Raw genomic sequence first — 17868 nt, forward strand, 5'->3', positions numbered from 1 at the left:
TTTTCCTCTTATGTTATGTCGCGTCGCGCGGCGCGGTGGCGCCCGGCGGCGGAATTGGCGGTGCCTCGCTGGCGGGCGGCGCGATCGGCGCCGCGACCTTGCCCGGCTCGGCGGCGGTGCGGGCGTAGATCTTGCCCGGCACGCGCATGTCGAAGCGCAGAAAGCCGCGGCCGAGCAGCGATGCGGCCTGATCCATGCGCGCGAACTTGGTGATGGCGGCGTGCGCCTCGGCCTCCCCCTCGGGCAGGGCCAGCGTCTCGCCGGACTGGAAATGGACATCCCAGCGCCGCCCGCCGACCCAGGTCGCCCCGGACCACATCGCCTTCAGCGACGGCGCCGCCTGGATCAGGCGGGTGAGCGCCGCCACCTGCATATTGGCGTCGGGGCCGACGACCAACGGCAGGTCAGGCATGTGATCGAAGCGCACCGGCTCCAGCGGCACGCCGCCGCCGTCGACCAGCATCAGCTTGCCCTGGTTCTGCCAGATCGCCGCCGGGGTGCGCTCGACGATATCGACGAGCAGCGTGTCCGGCAGGCGGCGCGAAACACGTGCATCGGCGATCCAGCCATAGCGCAGCAGCTTCTCGCGGATCGCCGACAGGTCGACCAGCGGCATCGCCATGGTCTCCTGATCCAGCGCCGCGGAATAGACGGTGAGCCGGTCCATATGCTTGAGGCCGGTGATCTCGACCCGCTTCACCACCAGTCCCGCCGCGCCGAGCGCGTCGCCGAGCGCGTGACCGGCCATGGCCGGCACGCCGGCATAGCCGAGGCCGACACCGGCCAGCACCACCGCGCCGACCACCCCCAGCCAGCGCAGGCCGGTTTTCATCTTCTCGACCGGGACGGTGATCGGCAGCGCGGCAGCAGCAGCCGCCGCCCGCGAGGGCCGCGCAGTGGCACCGCGCCGGGGCGGCTGGGTGACCGGCCGCTTGTGGCGGGGCGCCGCCCCGCGCCTGATCGTGGCCTTGTCGCTCAACGCGCCCCCCGATGGTGATCGAGCGCATCGTCCACGATCCGCTGGACGAGCGCCTCGTAGGTCAAGCCGACATGTCTCGCCTGTTCCGGGACGAGGCTCAAGGGGGTCATGCCCGGCTGGGTGTTGACTTCCAGCAGGTAGAGGCCGGCCTCGCCGCGTGCCTCGTCCCAGCGGAAATCGGAACGGCTGGTGCCGCGGCAGCCGAGCACGCGATGCGCCTTCAGCGCCATCGCCATTGCCGCCTCGGCGATGGCGGCCGGAATTTCCGCCGGACAGACATGAACGGTGAGCCCGTCGGTATATTTGCTGTCGTAATCGTAGAAACCGGACTTGGGCTTGAGCTCCGTCACCGCCAGCGCCGCGTCGCCAAGCACGGCGACGGTGAGCTCGCGACCGGGGATGAACGGCTCGGCCAGCAGCGCGTCGAAATGCCGCCACGGCCCCTCGGTATCGCGCCCGATCGGATAGCCGTAATTGCCCCCTTCGGTGACGATGGCGACGCCAACCGACGAGCCTTCATTGACCGGCTTCAGCACATAGGGGCGCGGCAGCGGGTCCTCGGCGTAGAGGCTGTCCGATGCGACGATCCTGCCGCCGGGCATGCGGATGCCATGCGGCACCAGCTCGTTCTTGGTGAGCTGCTTGTCGATGGCGATCACCGAAGTCGCCAGCCCGGAATGGGTGTAGGCGACGCCCATCAGGTCGAGCATGCCCTGCACCGTGCCGTCCTCCCCGGGCGAACCGTGCAGCGCGTTGAACACCAGGTCCGGCCTCGCCGCGGCGAGGCGGGCGGCGACGTCGCGATCCATGTCGATCTCGGTGACGCGGTGGCCGAGGCTGCGCAGCGCCGCAGCGACCCCGCGTCCCGACGTCAGCGACACCTCGCGCTCGGCGGACCAACCGCCCATCAGCACGGCGACGTGCAGCGCCTCGGTCATGCCGGCAGCCCCACGCGCGCAATCTCCCATTCCAGCTCGACGCCGCTGGCGCTCTTCACGCGGCGGCGCACCTCCTCTCCCAGCGCCTCGATATCGGCGGAGCGGGCGGCGCCGAGGTTGAGGAGGAAGTTGCAATGCTTCTCCGACACCTGGGCGTCGCCGACGGTCAGACCGCGGCAACCGGCGGCGTCGATCAGCCGCCACGCCTTGTCGCCGTCCGGGTTCTTGAAGGTCGACCCGCCGGTGCGGCTGCGCAGCGGCTGGCTTGCCTCGCGCTCGGCGGCGATGCGGTCCATCTCCGCGCCGATCGCGGCCGGATCGCCCGGCCCACCTTCGAACAGCGCCTCGACGACGACGGCGTCGGCGGGCACCTCGGAGTGGCGATAGGTGTAGCCGAGGCGGGCGGCGGGCCAGGTCTCGACGCGGCCATCGCGGGTGACGAGCGTCGCCTCGACGAGGATGTCGCTGGCGTCGCGGCCATAAGCGCCGGCGTTCATGCGCACCGCGCCGCCGACCGTGCCGGGAATGCCGCGCAGGAATTCAAGGCCGGCAATACCGGCGTCTCGCGCCGCGCTGGCGACGGTGATGCCCATCGCGCCGGCGCCGGCGCGGACGCGGTTGCCCGGCTCGATACCGACGGTGGCGAAGCTCTTCGGCAGGCGGATGACGACGCCGGGCACGCCGCCGTCGCGGACGATCAGGTTCGATCCGACACCGACCGCCATCACCGGCGTGGCGGCCGGCAGCGCCTTCAGGAATTCGGCGAGATCGGCGACGTCGGCCGGGCGCACCAGCCATTCCGCCGGCCCGCCGGTGCGGAACCAGATGAAGTCGGCGAGCGACGCGCCCGGCTCGGCCGTGCCCCGGATCGCCGGCAGGCCGGTCACCGCTTCGCCTCGATCGCCGCGGCGAGCCCGGCTGCCCATTTGGTAATGTCGCCAGCGCCGAGGCAGATCACCATGTCCCTGGGCTGGAGCGTGGCCGCCAGCGTCCCGGCGAGGGCGTCGGCGTCCTCGATGACGTTGGCGGAGCGGTGGCCGCGCTGCTTCAGGCCCTGCACGAGGGCGGCGGCGTCGACACCCTCGATCGGCTGCTCGCCGGCCGGATAGACCGGGGCGACATAGACCATGTCGGCATCGTTGAAGGCGGACTGGAACTCGTCCATCAGGTCGCGCAGCCGGGTGAAGCGATGCGGTTGCACGACGGCGATGACGCGCCCCTCGGCGCCCTCCCGCGCAGCGGCGAGCACGGCACGGATCTCGACCGGGTGATGGCCATAATCGTCGATGATCGCCGCGCCGTTCGCCTCGCCGACCTTGGTGAAGCGGCGCTTCACCCCGCCGAACTTGGCGAAGCCGGTGCGGATGATCTCGTCGGGGATGCCCATCTCCAGCGCCACGCCGATCGCGGCGAGCGCATTGGAGACGTTGTGGCGTCCCGGCATCGGCAGCTCGATGCCCTCGATCGAGCGGGTGGTGCCGTCGCGATGGCGGATGATCGTCTCGAAGCGGTTGCCGCCGGGAACCGGCGTGACGTTGACGCCGCGCACGTCGGCCTGCGCGCTGAAACCATAGGTGACGACGCGCCGGTCGCGCACGCGCGGGATGATCGCCTGCACTTCCGGGTGATCGAGGCAGAGGAGCGCCGCACCATAGAAGGGCACATTCTCGACGAACTCGACAAAGGCGTCCTTCACCCGATCGAACGAGCCGTAATGGTCGAGATGCTCGGGATCGATGTTGGTGACGACCGCGATGGTGCCGTCGAGCCTGAGGAAGCTGCCGTCGCTCTCGTCGGCCTCGACGACCATCCAGTCGGAAGCACCGAGGCGGGCGTTGGAGCCATAGCTGTTGATGATGCCGCCGTTGATCACGGTCGGATCGACGCCGCCGGCGTCGAGCAGGGCAGCGACCATCGACGTGGTGGTGGTCTTGCCGTGAGTGCCGGCCACCGCGACGGTGGATTTGAGGCGCATCAGCTCGGCCAGCATCTCGGCGCGGCGGACGACCGGCACACGCCGCTCCAGCGCCAGCTCGACTTCGGGGTTGCCGCGCTTGATCGCGGTCGAGGTCACGACGACGGCGGCATCGCCGAGATTCTCGGCGCGGTGGCCGATCGCCACCGGGATGCCGCGTGCGCGCAGCCCCTCGACGACATATCCCTCGGCGACATCGGAGCCCTGCACCCTGTAGCCGAGATTATGCATCACCTCGGCGATGCCGGACATGCCGATGCCGCCAATGCCGATGAAATGGATCGTGCCGATGTCGGTGGCGACACCCTTCATGCGAGAGCTTCCTTGCGAACCGGAATGGGGACCGCTGGCAGCGGGTCGAGATCGGTGGTGCGGCCGAGCCGCTCGACGAGATCGGCGAGCCGCTCCACCGCGTCGGGCCGGCCGGCGGCGCGCGCGAAGGCAGCGGCCTCGGCCAGCGTGTCCGCGGTGGCGGCCATGTCGGCGATCGCGGCGGCGAGGCTGGCGGGGGTGAAGTCGGCCTGTGCGATCATGCGCGCGCCGCCGCTTTCGGCCATCTCCCGGGCGTTGAACGTCTGGTGATCATCCATCGCGCTCGGCAGCGGTACCAGGATCGCGGGCCGACCGGCAGCGGTCAGCTCCGCGATCGTCGAGGCGCCGGCGCGGGCGATGACGAGGTGCGACACGGCAAGTCGCTCCGGCATGTCGGCGAGATAGGTGTGGACCTCGGCGGCGATGCCATGAGCGGCGTAGCGCGCCCGGGCCTGATCGGCATCCTCGGGCCGCGCCTGATGCACGACCGACAAGTGCGCGCGCAGCGGCTCGGGCAGCGCGGCGAGACCGTCGGGCACGACCGTCGACAGGATCGTCGCGCCCTGGCTGCCGCCGGTCACCAGCACGCGAAACGGGCCGCCCGGCTCAAGGCGCGGCGCCGGCCGCATGCGCAGGTCGAGCACCTCGGCGCGCACCGGGTTGCCGACCAGCTCGACCTTGCCCTGCCAGCGCGGCCTGATGCGCTGGACGATGTCATAGGCGGTGGCGATCGCCTCGACGCGGGGTGCGAGCAGGCGGTTGGTGCGGCCGAGCACGGCGTTCTGCTCGTGGATCGCCGAGGGGATATCGCGCGCAGTGGCGGCGAGCAGCGCCGGCAGCGCGGGATAACCACCGAAGCCGATCACCGCGGCGGGCTTCACCCGCTTGTAGAGACGGCCGGCCATACGGCGGCCGGCGACGATGTCGCCCAGCGCGCGCAGCCAGCCGAGCGGGCCGCTGCCCACGCGGCCGGCGCGCATCACCTGCACGTCGACGCCCTCGAACAGGCCCGGAAAGCGGGTGCCCCGCTTGTCGGTGATCAGGGTGACGCCATGACCGCGCGCGATAAGCTCCTGCCCCAGCGCATGCGCCGGCACCATGTGGCCGCCGGTTCCGCCGGCGACGAGCACGAAGCTTTGGGTGATCCTCATGCCTGGGTCCGCACCGTCACATAGGGTGAACGCTGCAAATAGGGGTTGCGGCGAGTGAAGGCGAGCAGCAGCCCCATGCCGATCGACAGCGCGATCATCGACGAGCCGCCATAGCTGATGAACGGCAGGGTCATGCCCTTGGACGGCGCGATGCCGACATTCACGGCCATGTTGATCAGCGCCTGGGCACCGAACTGCACGGCGAGCCCCGCCCCGGCGTAGAGCAGGAAATTATCCTCCTGGTCGAGCAGCTTGACGAACACCCGCACGACGATGGCGAGATAGAGGGCGGCGACCGCGAGGCAGGCGACCAGCCCGAATTCCTCGCCGATCACCGAGAAGATATAGTCGGTATGCGCCTCCGGCAGCCGGAATTTGGCGATGCCAGCACCCGGCCCGGTGCCGAACAGGCCGCCGCCGGTGATCGTCGCATGGGCCATGTCGACCTGATAGGTGTCGCCCTGCCCGTGGAGGAAGTTGTTGATGCGCAGCGTGGCCACCGGGTAGAATTCATACGCCGCCAGGACAAGGCCGACGGCGCCGCCGCCGAGCCAGGCGATGAGCCGCATCGGCGCGCCCGACAGCATCACCAGCGCACCCCACATCAGCGCGAACATCACCGACTGGCCGAAATCCGGCTGGAGCATCAGCAGGCCGCCGATCAGCGCGGTGAAGCCCGCCGACACCCACAGCACCGGCAGCTTGCGGTCCTGCGTGCGAAGCGACAGCAGCCAGGCGAGGCTGACGACGTAGAAGGGCTTGAGGAATTCCGACGGCTGGAACTGGGCGAGGCCGACGCCGATCCAGCGCCGGGCGCCGTTCACCTCGACGCCGAGCAGCGGCACCAGCATCAATGCCACGACGAACGCCGCCGCGCCGCCCAGCGCGAAGCGGCGTGCCGTCTCCTTGGGTAGCATCGAGATGCCGATCATCACCGGCACGCCGATCATCAGCCACAGCAGCTGCCGCCAGAAATAATGGAGCGGCGCGAACTGTACGGCCCCGCCCGAATAGCGCGCGCCCGCCGCCGGCGAGGCCGCCGCCACCGCCAGCAGGCCGACCGAGATCAGCACCGTGACGAGCAGCAACAGGACGCGGTCGATTTCCCAGAACCAGCGGCCGATCGCGCTCATGTCGCCGCGCCCGCCGATGCGGGTGAACTTGCTGCGGCGGCGCCGGGCCGGCTGGGGAACGACAGTGCCGGTCATGGCAACGCCTCCACGGCGGCACGGAACGCATCGCCCCGCGCCTCGAAGTCGCTGAACTGGTCGAACGACGCGCACGCCGGCGACAGCAGCACCGTCTCGCCCGGCCGGGCGGCAGCGGCAGCGGCGCGCACGGCGGCGTCGAGGGTGCCGGCGTTGATCACCGGCATGTGAGGCGCCAGGAGCCGCTCGAACAGATTGGCGGCATCCCCGATGACATAAGCGGCGCGGACATGGCCGAAGCCGGGGGCGCAGGCGTCGAGATCGTCGGTCTTGGCCAGCCCGCCCGCGATCCAGTGGATCGCCGGATAGGCCATCAGCGCGGGCGCCGTCGAGGTGGGGTTGGTCGCCTTGCTGTCGTTGACGAACAGCACGCCGTGACGCTCCGCCACCCGCTCCATGCGGTGCGGCAAGCCCGGATAGGTTCGCAGCGCCCGCTCGACGACATCGTCGGCGATGCCCAGCGCACGGGCCGTGGCGCGGGCGACGGCGACATTCTGGGCGTTGTGCGGGCCCTGGAGGGAAGGCCAGGCGGACTGGTCGCCGACGTCGGTCGACGCGACGGTGATCAGCGCCCGGCCCGCGAGCGAGGCCGCGATCGCGCGCGTCTCATCATCCTCGGTGGCGATCACCGCGGCATGAGCAGGCGACTGCATCGCGAACAGCCGCGCCTTGGAGGCGGCATAGCCTGCGAAGCCGTCATAGCGGTCGAGATGATCGGGGGTGATGTTGGTCAGGACCGCGACATCGCAGTCGAGCCCGAAGGTCAGGTCGATCTGGTAGCTGGACAGTTCCAGCACATAGACGCCACCCTCCGGCAGCGGCTGCTGGGCGAGGATCGGCAGGCCGATATTGCCACCCATCGCCGCGGGAATGCCGGCGGCCGCGACGATATGGTGGATGAGCGCGGTGGTGGTGGACTTGCCGTTGGTGCCGGTGATGCCGACGACACGATGCGCCGGCAGGCCCGGGCGGGCTTGCGCGAACAGCTCGATATCCCCGACCACGGGCACGCCGGCGGCCTTCGCCCGCGCGGCGATCGGATGGCGGTTGAGCGGCACGCCCGGCGAGACGACCACGCCCGCATAGCCGGCAAGGTCGATCTCCAGCGGATCGGCGAGCGGCACGTCAACCCTGGCGCGCGCCTCCGCCTTGCCGTCCCAGGCGACGACCTCGGCGCCGAACGCGGCCAGTGCCTCCACCGTCGCGATGCCGGAGCGCGCGAGCCCGAGCACCGCGAAGCGCCTCCCCGCAAAGATCGGGCTGGTGATCACCGCAGTTTGAGCGTGGCGAGACCCGCCAGCGCCAGGATGAAGGAAATGATCCAGAAACGGATGACGACGGTCGGCTCGCTCCAGCCGAGCTGTTCGAAATGATGGTGGATCGGGGCCATGCGGAACACGCGCCGCCCGGTGCGCTTGTAGAAGAACACCTGGATGACGACCGACAGCGCCTCGATCACGAACAGGCCGCCGACGATGCCGAGCACGATCTCGTGATGCGTCGTCACCGCCACCGCGCCGAGCGCGCCGCCGAGCGCGAGGCTGCCGGTGTCTCCCATGAACACCGCCGCCGGCGGCGCATTGAACCACAGGAAGGCGAGCCCCGCCCCGATGATCCCGGCGCAGAAGATGGTGAGGTCGCCCGCCCCGGGCACGTGCGGGATGTTGAGATAGGTGGCGAACTTCACGTTGCCGACCATGTAGGCGATCACGAAGAAAGCCAGTGCGGCGATGATCACCGGCATGGTGGCAAGCCCGTCCAGCCCGTCCGTCAGGTTCACGGCGTTGCCGAAGGCGACGATGGTGAAGGCGGCGAACAGCACATAGAAGGCGCCGAGATCGATCACCGCGCCGTTGTAGAAGGGCAGATAGAGGTGCGTGCCGTTGGAACGCACGATCATCCAGCTGGCCACGCCGGCGATGACGAACTCCATGGCGAGGCGCGCCTTGCCGGAGACGCCGGCGCTGCTGCGCTTTTTGACCTTGTCGTAATCGTCCATGAACCCGATCGCGCCGAAGCCGAGCGTCACGAACAGCACGCCGAAGGTATAAGCCGAGCGCAAGTCCATCCACAGCAGCAGCGACACCGTGACCGAGGTCAGGATCATCAGCCCGCCCATGGTCGGCGTGCCGCGCTTGGCGAGATGGGTCTGCGGGCCGTCCTCGCGGATCGGCTGGCCCTTGCCCTGGCGCACCCGCAGAAAGCCGATGAACTTCGGCCCGATGATCAGGCCGAGGAACAGGGCGGTCACCGCCGCGGCGCCGGCGCGGAAGGTGATGTAGCGGATAAGATTGAGGATTCCGGGAAAGCCCAGATGCTCGGCGATCAGATAGAGCATGATTTACGCGACCCCGCCAGCGCCTCGACCATGCGGCCCAGACCCACGGCGTTCGACCCCTTGACCAAGATGACATCGCCCGGGGCGAGGATGGCGCGCAGCCTGTCCTCCGCCGCCCGGGCGTCGGCCACATGGACGAATTCGGTGACGCCCTCAAGTGCTTCGGCCAGCGGCGCCATCGCGGGGCCTACGAGCAGTGCCAATTCCACGCCGGCTTCCCGTATCGGATCGGCGAGCCCGGCGTGGAAGCGCGCCGAGCCGGCCCCGAGCTCGCGCATCTCGCCGAGCACGGCGATGCGCCGGCCCCGCTCGCGGCCGAGCATCGCCAGCGTCGCCGCCATCGAGGCGGGATTGGCATTGTAGCTTTCGTCGATCAGCCTCGCCTCGCCTTCGGCAAGCGTGATCGTGTGGCGCTCGCCCCGGCCGGGGAGCCCGCGCATTTCGGCGAGAGCGAGTCCCGCCGCGGCAAGATCCCCGCCGGCCGCGAACACCGCCGCGATCACCGCCAGCGCGTTGGCCAGCCAATGGGCGCCGGGCATGCCGAGCGTGAAGGTCAGCATCGTATCGGGCAGTCGGGCGCTGATCAGCGTGCTGCCGCCCTCCAGCCGCATCGTATCCGAAGCGCGGACGTCGGCCTCGCGGCTGGTGCCGAAAGTGAGGATGCTGTCCGTATAGCGCCGCGCGATGCCGATCAGCCGCTCGCGGTGGGGGCTGTCATAGGGCAGGATGGCGGTGCCGCCGGGCTCCAGGCCCTGGAAGATTTCCGCCTTGGCATCGGCGATGGCGGTCTCGTCGGCGAAGAATTCGGCGTGTGCCGGCGCGATGGCCGTGATCAGCGCGACATGCGGCATGACGAGGCGGGTGAGCTGGGCGAGCTCGCCGGCATGGTTCATGCCCATTTCGAGCACGGCATAGCGGCTGGCCGCCGGCATGCGCGCCAGGCTGAGCGGCACCCCGACATGATTATTGTAGCTCTTCACCGAGCGATGGGCGTGGCCGGGGGCGGCGCGCTCGAGGGCGGCGAACAGCGCTTCCTTGACGCTGGTCTTGCCGACCGAGCCGGTCACCCCGATCACCTTGCCACGCATGCGCTGGCGAGCGCCGCGGGCGAGCGCGTTCAAGGCGGCATCGGTATCGTCAACCAGTACATGCGGGCCGTCGACCGGCTCGGAGACGACGGCGCCGGCCGCCCCTTGAGCGAACGCCTGCGACACGAAGCGGTGGCCGTCAGTGGTCTCGCCCTTGAGCGCGACGAACAGGTCGCCGGGACCAACCTCGCGCGAATCGAAGGCCACGCCGGATGCGACGAAATCACCCTGCTCGCGGCCACCGGTCTGGGCGGCGATGGCGTCGGCGGTCCACAGCGCGGTCATGCCGCGCACTCCCGCGCGACGGTGACGTCGTCGAACGGCAGCACACGGTCGCCGACGATCTGGCCCTGCTCATGTCCCTTGCCGGCGATGAGCACGATGTCGTCCGCGCCCGCCCCGGCGATGGCGGCGGCGATGGCGGCGCGGCGGTCGCCGATCTCGATGGCGCCCGGGGCGCCGGCCAGCACCTCGCGGCGAATGGCGGCGGGATCCTCGGTACGGGGATTGTCGTCGGTGACGATGACCTGATCAGCGAGGCGCAGCGCCACCGCGCCCATTTCCGGCCGCTTGCCGGTGTCGCGGTCCCCGCCCGCGCCGAAGGCGACGATCAGCCGCCCCGCGGCGTGGGGGCGCAGCGCCTCGATCGCGGCCTCCAGCCCATCCGGCGTGTGGGCATAGTCGACATAGACCGGCGCGCCTCTGGCAGTGATCGCCGCGCGCTCCAGCCGGCCGCGCACCGGCTGCACGCGGGCGAGCAACGGGAACACCTGCTCGACCGTACCGCCGGTGGCGATGGCGAGGCCGGCCGCGGTGAGCGCGTTGGCAGCCTGATAGGCGCCGATCAGCGGCAGCTTCAACTGATGCGTCCGCCCGCCCGCCTCGACCGTCAGCGTCTGGCCGAGCTGGGTCGGCTCGCGCCGGACGAGGCGCAGTGCCTCGCCCCTTGTGCCGACCGTCATCAGCCGCGCGCCGCGCTCGGCGACAAGCTCGGCGACGCGGCTGCTGGCGGGATCGTCGGCCCAGACGACGGCGGTGCCGTCGCGGTCCAGCACCTCGGTGAACAGCCGCAGCTTGGCCTCGAGATAGGCCTCCATCGTGCCGTGATAATCGAGATGATCGCGGCTGAGGTTGGTGAAGGCGGCGGCGCGGACCGGCAGGCCCTCGGTGCGATATTGGGAAAGGCCGTGGCTGGACGCCTCGAAGGCGAGGTGGCTGACCCCTTCCCGCTCCAGGCCGGCGACGTTGGCGAGGAAGGTGACGATGTCAGGGGTGGTCAGGCCGGTCGACACCTGATCGTCGGCGGTGGTGACGCCGAGCGTGCCGATCGAGGCGGCATGATGGCCTTGCTGCCGCCACAGCTGGCGGAGCAATTCGACGGTGGAAGTCTTGCCGTTGGTGCCGGTGACGGCGACGGTGACGGCGGGGAACGGCGCGAAGAAGCGTGCGGCGAGCGCGGCGAAGGCGCGGCGCGGCTCGGCGTCGGCGATGTGCAGCGCGCCCGTCACCGTCACTTCCGGCCGGGCGACGATGGCGACGGCGCCGGCGGCGACGGCGGCGGACACGAAATCCTCGCCATTGAAGCGCGCGCCGCGAAAGGCGCCGAACACGGTGCCCGGCGCCACTTTGCGATGATCGATGGCGAAGCCGGTGACGCGCGCCTCACCGGCGCCGGGGACAAGATCGCCGAGCCGCATCACTGCCCCCCGGCGGCAAGCGAGGCGGGCGGCGCGGCGAGCGGGGCGGCGGCCCCCGGCACCGGCGGCTGGCCGGGATGCCAGACCAGCGGCAAGAGCTCGGTCAGGTCGATGTCGCGGCCCTGATCGGGGGTGACGCCGAGCATCGGTCCGACCCGGCCGAGCACCTTCTTCACCGCCGGCGCGATCGTCCAGCCGGCCGTCTTGAAGCCGTAGGTATCCTTGGTCCCCTTGGGGCTGTCGAGCATCATGATGATGACATAGCGCGGTTCGTCCATCGGGAAGACCCCCGCGAAAGTGGCGACATTGTTGCTGCCGTCATAACCGCCGCCGCCGGCACGCGGCTTCTCTGCGGTGCCGGTCTTGCCGCCGAGCCGGAAGCCGGGCGTGTCGGCGGACTTGCCGGTGCCGTCCGCCTCCGGAATGACGACCATGCGCAGCAGCTGGCGAACGCGGAAGCTGGTCGCCTCGCTGATCACCTTGCGCCCCTCGGGAACGTGCGCGGCGTCGCGCTTCAGCAGCGTCGCCGGGCGCAGTGTGCCGCCATTGACCAGCGCCGCATAGGCGGAGGCGAGGTGCAGCGGCGTCACCGCGATGCCGTGGCCATAGCCGACCGTCATCACCGCGGACCGACCCCAATAGACCGGCCAGAGCGGGCGCCCCTTCTCCACCAGCTCGATGGCGGGCGGGGTGTCGAAGCCGAGCTTGGTGAACATCGCCTTGATGCGCTCCTCGCCGATCTGCTCGGAGATGCGGGCGGTGACGATGTTCGACGAATGAACCATCATTTCCGGCACGTTCAGCCAGCGATTCTCCGGGTGGTCGTCCTTGATGCGGTAACGGCCGATCTGGAGCGGCGCGGTGGCGTCGTACTTCTGCGTCATCGAGGTGACGACGCCATTCTCGATGGCGTTGGCGATGGTGATCGCCTTGAAGGTCGAGCCAAGCTCATAGACGGACTGGGTGACGTTGTTGCGCAACGCCTCGGGATCGCCGCGCCCGGCGGCGTTGGGATTGTACGTGGGCAGCGAGGCCATCGCCAGCACCTCGCCGGTGCGCACGTCCAGCACCAGACCGGCAGCGCCGATCGCGGAATGCTTGGCCATGGCGGCGGCAAGCTCACCCTCGACGGCGGCCTGCACGCGGCTGTCGATCGACAGCATCGCCGGCTTGCCGCGGGTCAGCGGGTCGGTCAGCTCATGATCCAGCACGCGCTCCATGCCGCTCATGCCGATGCCGTCACGGCCAACGAAGCCGAGCACGTGGCTGGCGAGGCCGGTCTGCGGGTAGAGGCGCTCGGGCTCGCGCGTCAGCTCGATCGCCGTCGAGCCGATCGCGTTGACCTGCTCCACCGTGGCCGGCAGCGCGCGGCGGCGCAGATAGACGAAGCTCTTTCCAGACTGGAGGATGGCGAGATATTGCGCCGCGGACTTCTCCGGCAGCACGCGCGCGAGCTTCTCCGCCACCTCGACGCGGTTGACCGGATCGACACGGTCGGGATGCAGCGCGATCGACCAGGCGCGGATGGTGACGGCGAGCGGCACCCCGTTGCGATCGACGATGTCGCCGCGCGGGGGCAGCAGCGCGTTGGGGTCGGTGCCGCGCGACGGGGCATCGGTGAACACGGCAAGCCAGGTCAGGCGCAGCGCCACGATCCCGGACAGGCCCAGGAACAGCAGCATCATCACCATCAGCCGGTAATGCGCGACCTGCAGCGTCTGATGACGCTGCCCGGCCAGCGTCACCCGACCGGTCTGGGCCAATGACGCCATATTATCTGCCCTTGGGCTTGGCTTCGAGCGCGGCGCGGCGCCCGATATCACCCATCAGATCATCCCCGAGCAGGGGGCCGGTCTGCCCGGCCAGTTTCGCGACCCCCGAGCCCGGCGGCGCGGCGCGCGCGACCAGCGCCGCCTTCTGCACCAGCGGCTCAAGATCGGCGAGGCGCGCCGGCGAGGCCGGCGAGTAGGTGGCGCGGCGGATCATCGGCTGGAGCTCGGCGAGCCCGCGCGACGGCATGCTCGCCGAGGCGAGGACGACGTGCGGCGCGACGCGCTGCGCAGGCAGCGGCGTGACGTGCGGTGCCGGTGCCGGTGCCGGCGCAGTTTCGGGCCGGAGGGCGGCCGGCGTCACCACCGGCGCTGCCGGCCGCGCCTGCAGCGAGGCCTGGATGACGTGCGGCGCCGCCTTCGGCGCGACATAGGCGGCGAGTTGCATCTCGCCCTGCGCATATTGGCTGACCTGCGGCGCTTGCAAGCCGAGCACGTCGGCGTTCCACCGCTCCAGCTGAACGAGGCGCGAACGTGTGTCCAGCTCGGTACGAAGCTGCCGGATGTCCTGACGGGCGCCGAGAGTCTTGCGCTCCATCGACATCAGCTGGGCGCGCTCGGAAGCGACCTGCAACGAGACGAGGTAGCAGGACAGCGCTGCCGCCGCGACGCCCGCGACCCAGCCCACGGCCCGGAAGCGACTGGCGATCATGACGGCGATACTCCTGCGGACTGGCCCCAAGCGGGCGAAAAGGTGCGCCGCGCGACACGCAACGTGGCGGAGCGCGCGCGCGGATTGGCGTGCGTTTCGGCGGCCCCGGCGCGGACCGGCTTGGCCACCGCCTCGAAGCTCGGCGCCGGCGCGCTGGCGGGCGCTGCCGGCAGGTGGCGCGAGCCGCCGGCGGTGGCGCCGGAGCGCGTGCGGAAGAACAGCTTGACCAGCCGATCCTCGGCGGAATGGAAGGTGACGACGGCGAGCCGCCCGCCCGGCTTCAGCGCGCGCTCGGCGGCGGCAAGGCCATCCTCCAGCTCGCCAAGCTCGCGGTTGAGATGGATGCGGATCGCCTGGAAGGTGCGCGTCGACGGATCCTTGGGCGCGCCCGGGCGATGGCCGAGCGCCTTGCGGACGATCGCGGCCAGTTCCGAAGTCCGGCTGAGTGGGCGCGCGGCGACGATGGCGCGGGCGATGCGCCGGCTCTTCGGCTCGTCGCCATAGCGATAGATGACGTCGGCGATCTCGGCCTCGTCGGCGGTGTTCAGGAAGTCGGCGGCGGTGGGGCCGGCCTGCTCCATGCGCATGTCGAGCGGCCCGTCCGACTGGAAGGAGAAGCCGCGCTCGGCCCGATCGAGCTGCATCGACGAGACGCCGATATCCAGCACCACGCCGTCCACCGCGTCGACGCCGCGCTCCGCCAATGCCGCGTCCAGACGCGAGAAGCGCTCGGGCACCAGCGTCAGGCGATCCTCTGCCGATTCGAGCGCGCGCCCCTCGGCGATCGCATCGGGATCGCGATCGAAGGCATAGACCGTCGCCCCGCTGGCGAGGATGGCGCGGGTATAGCCTCCGGCGCCGAACGTGCCGTCGACATGGACCTCGCCGGCCGCGGGGGCGAGGCCGGCGATCACCTCCTCAAGAAGGACCGGAATGTGGGGGGCGGCGGCGGCGCTCATGCCTTGCCCTCGACGAGCAGGCGGGCGCGCTCGCGATCCATCGCCGGAATCGCCTCGCAGGCGATATAGGTCTCCGGCTTCCAGATCTGGAAGGTCTGCCCGGCGCCGATGAACAGCGCCTGGCCTTCGATCCCGGCGAGGCGGCGCGATTGCGGCGGCAGCACCATGCGGCCGGGATCGTCGAAGCTGGTCTTCTCCAGATCGGCGAACAGGCTGGCCTGCTCCGCCTCGGAAGCGGCAAGCCGCTCGGCGCCGGTCAGATGGGAGACGCCTTCCTCGGTCTGGGCGAACAGGGTGGGAAGATATCCCATGTCGAACCCGCGCAGGCAGGGCAGCGTGCGGTGGGCGGCGACATAGAGCGCCTTGTCGGAGACATATTCACCCTCGGTCTGGGCGATGCGGCGGGCGCGTTGGGCGATCACGTCGCGCATGTCGGCGGGCAGCGAAACGCGTCCCTTCGCGTCCACCGCGTTCAAAAACCGACCGTGGAAAAATGCCCTCAATTCCACACCCGGAACCCCAGTTACGCGGGCCGGCGGACCGCCCCGGACCGGCACAATCCGGTGAGGCGGCACGCCAGCAGCGCACCCAATACGACTTCCCCGGATGCCCAATGGATAAGCTGGGAACGCGTGGAACTCAATCCCACTATAGTGGGAAATCTTACCACTGAGCTAAATGTCGGGGCGGACTATCGCCCCGGGCAACCCCGAAACCAGCCAGTATTCACGGAATGTTCCGCCTTTCCACATCTGTGGATAACTCTGTGCGCGGATGTGCATGGGGATGTGTGTCGGGTGTGAGGGACAATGGCCTGCCGCAAATCGGGACGGTTGCCGGGCGACTCAGGGCTTCAGGGGCGGCGCGCGCGCCCTCACCGTCATGCCGAACCTCGTTCCCGCATCCACCGGCCCCCACGCCGGAGGCCGTGGCGAGGCGGACCCCGGAACAGGCCCGGCGTGACGTTATGGGTGTGTGTCGGGGCTGTCCCCTAGCGCCGGGCGGCGCGGGCCAGCGGCTGGACGGAGTTGGTGGTATCGTCCGGCATATTACCAGGGGCGACGCCCAGTTCGGCGAGCGGCTCCTTGGGCGGAGCGGCTTCGTTTTTCACGGAAACCGCGGCACTGCCATTGCTGTCGGCGAAGCGGTCCTCACCGACCAGGCCGAAGAGCGAGGCGGCGAGCACGACGAGAAGGAAGACGCAGGCCAGTCCGGTCAATCCGATCCGGACCCGTTGCATCATCGCTTCTCCGCCTCCGGCGGGTCGGCGTCGATTGTTCATGTGCCCCAGTGTAACGCCGGCTCGGCCCGTCGCGCAACTGGCGCGTCCGGCCCTCGCCCTCCCCCGCCGATTCGCGGGCGACCATTCAGCACTCGACGACGTTGGCGGCGAGCCCGCCCTGCGCGGTTTCCTTGTATTTTTCGCCCATGTCGAGGCCGGTGCGTCGCATCGTCTCGATTACCTGATCGAGGCTGACGCGGTGGTGGCCGTCGCCGAGCAGCGCGAGCCGCGCCGCCTCGATCGCCTTGATCGCGCCGACCGCGTTGCGCTCGATGCACGGCACCTGGACGAGGCCGCCGACCGGATCGCAGGTGAGGCCGAGATTATGCTCCATGCCGATCTCGGCGGCATTCTCGACCTGGGCGGGCGTCGCCCCGAGGACATGGGCGAGCCCGGCCGCGGCCATCGAGCACGCCACCCCCACCTCCCCCTGACAGCCGACCTCCGCCCCGGAGATCGAGGCATTCTCCTTGAACAGCGAGCCGACCGCTGAGGCGGTGAGCAGGAAATCCTCGACGCCACGGATCGAGGCGCCAGGCACCAGCCGCTGATAATAGCGCAGCACCGCCGGGACGATGCCAGCCGCGCCGTTGGTCGGCGCGGTGACCACCCGGCCACCGCCGGCATTCTCCTCGTTGACGGCCAGCGCCCAGAGATTGATCCAGTCCACCACCGACAGCGGATCGGCAAGCGCGCGCTCCTGGCGTTCCTGCATCAGGCGGCGGCCGGTGGCCGCGCGCCGCTTCACCTTCAGGCCGCCGGGCAGGATGCCGTCGGTGCGCAGGCCGCGGTCGATGCAGTCGGACATGGCGGCGGCGATCGCCGCCAGACGGGCGGCCAGAGTGGCGTCGTCCATCGCCGCCAGTTCGTTGGCGCGCTGGATCTCGGCGAAACTCAGCCCCTCGCGCTCCGCGATGGCGAGCAGGTCGGCGCCGGAACAATAGCGAAACGGCGGATCGACAAGCATCGCCGGCCCGGCATTGCCGCGCACCGCGTCTGCATCGAGCACCGCGCCACCGCCGATCGAATAGGCGGTCTTCTCGGCGAGAAGCATCCCGGCCGCGTCCAGTGCGGAGAAGCGCATCGCGTTGGAGTGGAAGTCGAGCCGCTCGCCATAGCGCCAGTCGATATCCGTCGCCGGATCGAAGGCGAGCATGCGGCCGTCCGCGAGCGTGAGGCAGCGCCGCTGCGTGATCGCGTCGACGATGGCCTCGATCGCATCCGGGTCGACCGTGTCCGGCCGGTGCCCGGACAGCCCGAGCAGGATCGCCCGGTCGGTGGCATGGCCGCGGCCGGTCAGCGCCAGCGAGCCGTAGAGCGCGACGCCGAGCCGCGCCACCGGCAGATCGGCGAGCGCGGCCGCAAAATCCGCCGCCGCCGTCATCGGCCCCATGGTATGGGAACTGGACGGCCCGACGCCGATCTTGAAGAGCTCGAAAACGCTGGCCACCATCCGGGTG

The 17868-nt window shown here is 70.2% G+C and carries 16 protein-coding genes; all 16 read right to left on the reverse strand.

Going from position 1 to position 17868, the window contains the following annotated elements; all coding sequences use genetic code 11:
- Window positions 1-13: 13 nt before the first annotated feature.
- Window positions 14-979: a cell division protein FtsQ/DivIB gene (locus KOF26_RS07795; RefSeq protein WP_253201227.1), complete on the reverse strand. Its 966-nt coding sequence runs from the start codon at window positions 977-979 to the stop codon at window positions 14-16.
- Complete coding sequence (locus KOF26_RS07800) at window positions 976-1917, reverse strand: D-alanine--D-alanine ligase (RefSeq protein ID WP_216322762.1); 942 nt, start codon at window positions 1915-1917, stop codon at window positions 976-978. The genes KOF26_RS07795 and KOF26_RS07800 overlap by 4 nt, the downstream gene beginning before the upstream one ends.
- Window positions 1914-2843: a UDP-N-acetylmuramate dehydrogenase gene (gene murB, locus KOF26_RS07805; RefSeq protein WP_216322763.1), complete on the reverse strand. Its 930-nt coding sequence runs from the start codon at window positions 2841-2843 to the stop codon at window positions 1914-1916. Before murB ends, KOF26_RS07800 begins: the two co-directional genes overlap by 4 nt.
- Window positions 2801-4204: a UDP-N-acetylmuramate--L-alanine ligase gene (gene murC / locus KOF26_RS07810; protein WP_216322765.1), complete on the reverse strand. Its 1404-nt coding sequence runs from the start codon at window positions 4202-4204 to the stop codon at window positions 2801-2803. The genes murB and murC overlap by 43 nt, the downstream gene beginning before the upstream one ends.
- Entirely contained in the window at window positions 4201-5355 is a 1155-nt protein-coding gene (murG, locus tag KOF26_RS07815) for an undecaprenyldiphospho-muramoylpentapeptide beta-N-acetylglucosaminyltransferase (protein ID WP_216322768.1), read from the reverse strand. The genes murC and murG overlap by 4 nt, the downstream gene beginning before the upstream one ends.
- Window positions 5352-6563: an FtsW/RodA/SpoVE family cell cycle protein gene (locus KOF26_RS07820; protein ID WP_216322770.1), complete on the reverse strand. Its 1212-nt coding sequence runs from the start codon at window positions 6561-6563 to the stop codon at window positions 5352-5354. Before KOF26_RS07820 ends, murG begins: the two co-directional genes overlap by 4 nt.
- Window positions 6560-7834, reverse strand: coding sequence for a UDP-N-acetylmuramoyl-L-alanine--D-glutamate ligase (gene murD / locus KOF26_RS07825; RefSeq protein WP_216322773.1), 1275 nt, complete (start codon window positions 7832-7834; stop codon window positions 6560-6562). The genes KOF26_RS07820 and murD overlap by 4 nt, the downstream gene beginning before the upstream one ends.
- The gene (gene mraY / locus KOF26_RS07830; RefSeq protein WP_216322775.1) at window positions 7831-8901 is read right to left on the reverse strand and encodes a phospho-N-acetylmuramoyl-pentapeptide-transferase; all 1071 of its coding nucleotides are present in this window, start codon (window positions 8899-8901) and stop codon (window positions 7831-7833) included. The genes murD and mraY overlap by 4 nt, the downstream gene beginning before the upstream one ends.
- Window positions 8889-10274: a UDP-N-acetylmuramoyl-tripeptide--D-alanyl-D-alanine ligase gene (locus tag KOF26_RS07835; RefSeq protein ID WP_216322779.1), complete on the reverse strand. Its 1386-nt coding sequence runs from the start codon at window positions 10272-10274 to the stop codon at window positions 8889-8891. The genes mraY and KOF26_RS07835 overlap by 13 nt, the downstream gene beginning before the upstream one ends.
- Window positions 10271-11686 carry a UDP-N-acetylmuramoyl-L-alanyl-D-glutamate--2,6-diaminopimelate ligase gene (locus tag KOF26_RS07840; protein ID WP_216322782.1) on the reverse strand — a complete coding sequence of 472 codons (1416 nt, stop codon included), beginning with the start codon at window positions 11684-11686 and terminating at the stop codon, window positions 10271-10273. Before KOF26_RS07840 ends, KOF26_RS07835 begins: the two co-directional genes overlap by 4 nt.
- Window positions 11686-13458: a peptidoglycan D,D-transpeptidase FtsI family protein gene (locus KOF26_RS07845; protein WP_216322785.1), complete on the reverse strand. Its 1773-nt coding sequence runs from the start codon at window positions 13456-13458 to the stop codon at window positions 11686-11688. The genes KOF26_RS07840 and KOF26_RS07845 overlap by 1 nt, the downstream gene beginning before the upstream one ends.
- A 1-nt stretch (window position 13459) precedes the next feature.
- Window positions 13460-14167 carry a hypothetical protein gene (locus KOF26_RS07850; RefSeq protein ID WP_216322788.1) on the reverse strand — a complete coding sequence of 236 codons (708 nt, stop codon included), beginning with the start codon at window positions 14165-14167 and terminating at the stop codon, window positions 13460-13462.
- On the reverse strand, window positions 14164-15126 hold the full coding sequence (gene rsmH / locus KOF26_RS07855) for a 16S rRNA (cytosine(1402)-N(4))-methyltransferase RsmH (protein WP_216322791.1): 963 nt from the start codon (window positions 15124-15126) through the stop codon (window positions 14164-14166). The genes KOF26_RS07850 and rsmH overlap by 4 nt, the downstream gene beginning before the upstream one ends.
- The gene (locus tag KOF26_RS17300; protein ID WP_216322794.1) at window positions 15123-15593 is read right to left on the reverse strand and encodes a division/cell wall cluster transcriptional repressor MraZ; all 471 of its coding nucleotides are present in this window, start codon (window positions 15591-15593) and stop codon (window positions 15123-15125) included. Before KOF26_RS17300 ends, rsmH begins: the two co-directional genes overlap by 4 nt.
- A gap of 524 nt (window positions 15594-16117) precedes the next feature.
- Window positions 16118-16369 (reverse strand): hypothetical protein, encoded by a 252-nt coding sequence (locus KOF26_RS07865; RefSeq protein ID WP_253201228.1) that lies wholly within the window; start codon window positions 16367-16369, stop codon window positions 16118-16120.
- Window positions 16370-16493: 124 nt separating this feature from the next.
- Window positions 16494-17861: an L-serine ammonia-lyase gene (locus tag KOF26_RS07870; RefSeq protein WP_253201229.1), complete on the reverse strand. Its 1368-nt coding sequence runs from the start codon at window positions 17859-17861 to the stop codon at window positions 16494-16496.
- Window positions 17862-17868 lie beyond the last annotated feature (7 nt).

Origin of the sequence: Sphingomonas quercus, from assembly GCF_018863195.1 — a bacterium.
In the GTDB taxonomy this organism is placed as follows: domain Bacteria; phylum Pseudomonadota; class Alphaproteobacteria; order Sphingomonadales; family Sphingomonadaceae; genus Solisphingomonas; species Solisphingomonas quercus.